Below are 4,019 nucleotides of genomic sequence, written 5' to 3'. Positions count from 1 at the left end.
CAGGAGCGTGGCGAAGCCTTCGAACCCTTATCAGGATCGGGTGGACGTCGCAAAGTCCCTCTTCGGGGTCCTTGCTGCGGACGTCACCCTGGAAGAGGCCCTGGAGGAGAGGCGGAACCGTATATGAGGGCTTCTGCGTTGAGCGTCAGGGCTGCGGCATCTCCTTGATGAGCTCGGCGAAGACGGACACGTCCTTCAGGAACTCATCGGCCTTCTCCATGGAGAGCGGCACGGAGAAGAAGAAGCCCTGGCCGGCCACGTTGTACTCCGCGAGCCACTGGTTCTGGTCCTTCGTTTCTATGCCCTCCGCCACGATGTTGAGGTTCAGGGAGCGGGCCATCTCGATAACGCTCTTCACCAGGCTTGCGGTCTTCCTGGACTTCAGCATCTGATCGATGAAGGAGCGGTCGATCTTCAGGCTGTCCACGGGAAGCTGGCTGATGTACTGCAGCGAGGAGTACCCCGTCCCGAAGTCGTCCAGCGCGACGCTGATGTTGAGCTTCTTCAGCTTTTCCAAACGCCCGCGCGCCTCTCCCAGGTTTTCCATCAGGACGTCCTCCGTGATCTCCAGGGTGAAGCGGTCTGGAGGGAAGGTCACGTTTTTCAACTTCCCCTCGATGAAGTCGAAGAACGAAGCGTCCTTCAGCGAGAGCCCCGAGGCGTTGGCGTTGAGGTGGAAGTTCAACTGGGGGTACTTCCTGGTGAAGCTCTCCATGGCGACGAGGGCCTGCGAAACGATGGCCCGGTCGATGGCCGTCAAGAGGCCCGACTCCTCCGCTTCGGGGATGAAGGCGCCAGGCGGCAGGATGCCGCTCGCGGGGTGCCTCCATCGCGCCAGCGTTTCAAAGCCCAGGAGCTGCATGGTGGCCGTGTTGTAGATGGGCTGAAAGTAGGGGATGAACTGATCGTTCAGAAGGGAGGTCTGGATCTCCGCCGTGATCTTCAGGATGTCCTTGTGTTCCGCGTCCTTGCCCTGACTTTCTGTCGCAGGGGAAACGAAGAGGACGCAGCCCAGGCCGCGCTTCTTTGCCGCCTTCATGGAGCTCGACAGGCGGCTCAGCACCTGAAGCGCGGTGAACTCCTTGGGGATGTCCAGCATTGCGGTGAGGCAGGCGCTTGGGAATACGCTGTCCCCGTTGATCCAGATGGGGATGGAGATGAGCTTCAAAAGCCGGTCCAGGGCGGATTCCAGGTAGGACTGGGAGCTCACGCCCTTCAGGATCGCCATCACCTCGTCCCCGCCCGTGCGGAAGATCGTGGCGAAGCCGTGGAGGATGGTCTTGGTGCGTTCGATGACCTCGATCAGGACCTTGTCCGCGGTGTCGGAGCCGTACTGCTCGTTGAGCAGCTTGAATCGGTCCATGTTGAGAAGAACGACGCTGAAGGTGTACCCGTCCGCGCCGTTCAGCTTGCGGAGCTCCTGGCTCAGGGAGTCCATGAAGCAGTCCCGGTTCGGAAGGCCCGTCAGGGAGTCGTAGTAGGCGATGCGCAGCAGGCGCTCGTTGGCGGCCTGCTGCTCGCTGAGGTCGAGTAACACGGAGAGCGTGAGCTTGCGCGCGTTCCACGTCAAGGAGCGGGTCAGTTGCTTCACGGGCAGGGCCGTTCCCTCGGCTCCCAGGAGGATGAGGGGCTGCCCGTCCGGAAGGTCCTGCATCTCCCGCTCCGCCGGGTCCTGTGCGTCCTCGGATTGAGGGTCCAGCTTCGCCCTGGGGATGAGGATGGAGGAGAGCTTTTTCCCCTGCAGGAAGTCCTCCGGGCAGTTGATCAGGGAAAGGAGAGCCCGGTTGACGTACAGGATGCGGTCCTGCTCGTCGCTGATGACGAGAGGGGCGGGCAGTTGATCCAGGATCGCGTCACGGGAGGCCAACAACTGCTCCGTCGAAGGGGAGGCGGCCTGCCGCCCCGAAAGGGCCGTGCCGTTTCCTCCATCCGATGACAGAAGCGTCGCCAACGCCTCGTTCAGGAGGTCGAAGGATGGGGCGACAGGTTGGAATGGCTTCATGGCTGTCCCTGCATCATCTATCAGCCCTTAAAACCGGTGGAACTCGTAGGCGGAGAACTGTGCGATGAGGCGCAGGGCGGCAAGCTGGTCCTTCGTCGGCGCCGCACGGTCGTCCGACCCCAGGGCGGCGAGCCCTAGCAGGGATCGGTCGTCGCAGATGGGGAAGAGGCAGGTCATGGAGGCCATGCTTGCCCAAGGACACTTGTCGAGCCCCCAGGCTTTGAGGGCGGTGTCGGCGTTGACGTCCCTGAGGTCGACCTGTGCCTCGTGGACCAGTGAGGCGGCGACGGGGAGGGACGCGGGGAGGAGCCCTTCGTCGGGGGCGGCGGCCATGCGGTTTGTCCGTTTTGCAGCGCAGACGTACCCGCCGCGCGCCTGGTCCCAGACGGCCAGGGTGCAGTTGGGGAGGCGTCCCTGCTCCATGAGGATGTCGGCCAGCAGGGAGCAGAAGTGGGTCCGGTCCGTCGCGCCCTTCAGGACCTTCAGGACGTTGGAGAGCGCCATGGCGGTGAACTCCCCGGAGAGGTTCTCCTCGGAGGCCCTGCGGTTCTGCTCGCGCAGGGCGTTGATGGCGATGGCCCGGACGGCCAGGTTCCCCAGCAGCTCCATGAAGTTCAACACGTGGGCGTCCGGGAGGCTGTCCCAGGTCAGGAGGCAGAAGAGGCGGAGGGACCCCTCCGCGATGGGCAGGACCGCCTCGAAGGGCGCACGGTCGGACTGGGTGAGGACGGGGGTCGGGGGAAGGTGCTCCTCCTGATACACCCCCGTCCGGGGCGGGATGGAGTCGGCCCTGCCGGCAATCGGCGTCAGGGCCGTGCCGTCGTCGTTGAGGATGGCTACGGTCTTGGGGAACAGGCTCTCGCGCAGGACATCCGCCAAGAAGGCGGTGAAGTACTGCAGCGGCATGGGCTCAAAGATAGACGCCAGCGTGTTCTTCGTGGCCAGGATCATGTAGGAGAGGCGGGAGAGGCGCTGTTCCGTGGCGTCGATCCTCTGGAAGGTCTGCCACAGACGGATCATGCCGGCATAGGGCTCGATCTCCGAGATCAGGGCGTCCTCCGGCTGTTTCCTCAGGAGGACGAAGATCGCCCACTGCGCCCCGCGGATTCGGAGGACGCAGGGCCATGGGTCACTGCCCTGCGCCGCCTCCACCTCGAAGGAGGCCTTGGGAGGACGCTGGGAGAAGAGGGGCCCCAACTTCAGGTCGCTCTCCTGAAACGTCAGGGAGTCGGGGGACAGCCCCACGGCGTCCAGAACCTGGTACCCCGCTTCCTTAGGCTCAAGGACGAGAGCGGTCAGGCCCTTTGACCTGAGGAACTCCGAGAGGTACTCCAGCGCGCCCCCGGATACGATAAAGTCTATTTTGCGGTACAGATCTTCCATGAATGCCACCTCCGGCCTGAATGGCGCCCCCATCGACGTGGGGCGGTCGGTCAAAGAGCACGTCCTGAAGCGCCCTAGGGGTCCGCACGTTTTGAGGTGTGGACCTCGATGCGTTTTTGTCGCATTGTCCCCGCTATTCTATCGCTTTTCAGGGAGAAAATCGACAATCCCCGGACCTTTTCGACGATTTTTGGAAGAGGGCGGTGGGGCGTCGGGCCTGTCGCCTTGTATTATAATAGAAAAAATACGGTATCGAACTCTGCCGTCCCCCGCACCGAGGCGGGGACGGCGGCATCTGGAGGCTGAAAATGGCAGAGAAGCACGGCTTGGAAAGAGGCGGGCATGAGGGGAAGCGACGTCAGGTCGGGGTTGAGGCCCACGGAATTCGGCTGCCCGTCATCCAGCGTGGGGACGACCTGGTGCGGATTGTGGCGGAGAGCCTGATCGAGGCGGCGCACTCCCCCTACGCTCCCTTTGCCCTGCGGGACAGGGACGTCGTCGCGGTGACGGAGTCCCTGCTGGCGCGGGCCCAGGGCAACGTCGTTTCCCTGGACGACATCGCAGCGGACGTCGCGGGAAAGCTGGACTCGGATGAGGTGGCCGTCGCGTTCCCCATCCTGAGCCGCAATCGGTT

General features: G+C 63.5%; 3 protein-coding genes. 1 reads left to right on the top strand and 2 read right to left on the bottom strand.

Going from position 1 to position 4,019, the window contains the following annotated elements; all coding sequences use genetic code 11:
- Positions 1-145: 145 nt before the first annotated feature.
- Both ACO41U_RS09535 and ACO41U_RS09530 read right to left on the bottom strand, forming a co-directional pair.
- Entirely contained in the window at positions 146-2,002 is a 1,857-nt protein-coding gene (locus ACO41U_RS09535; RefSeq protein WP_485943487.1) for a putative bifunctional diguanylate cyclase/phosphodiesterase, read from the bottom strand.
- A gap of 27 nt (positions 2,003-2,029) precedes the next feature.
- Complete coding sequence (locus tag ACO41U_RS09530) at positions 2,030-3,385, bottom strand: hypothetical protein (protein ID WP_485943485.1); 1,356 nt, start codon at positions 3,383-3,385, stop codon at positions 2,030-2,032.
- 308 nt (positions 3,386-3,693) lie between these two features.
- On the opposite strand from ACO41U_RS09530, the gene ACO41U_RS09525 reads away from it, so the two are divergent.
- A partial coding sequence (locus ACO41U_RS09525) for a coenzyme F420-0:L-glutamate ligase (protein WP_485943483.1) occupies positions 3,694-4,019 on the top strand: 326 nt, incomplete at its 3' end.

It is taken from the genome of Fretibacterium sp. (genome assembly GCF_057312375.1).
The sequence above is the reverse complement of the archived record's forward strand: the minus strand, read 5'-3'. Positions and strand labels throughout refer to the sequence as shown.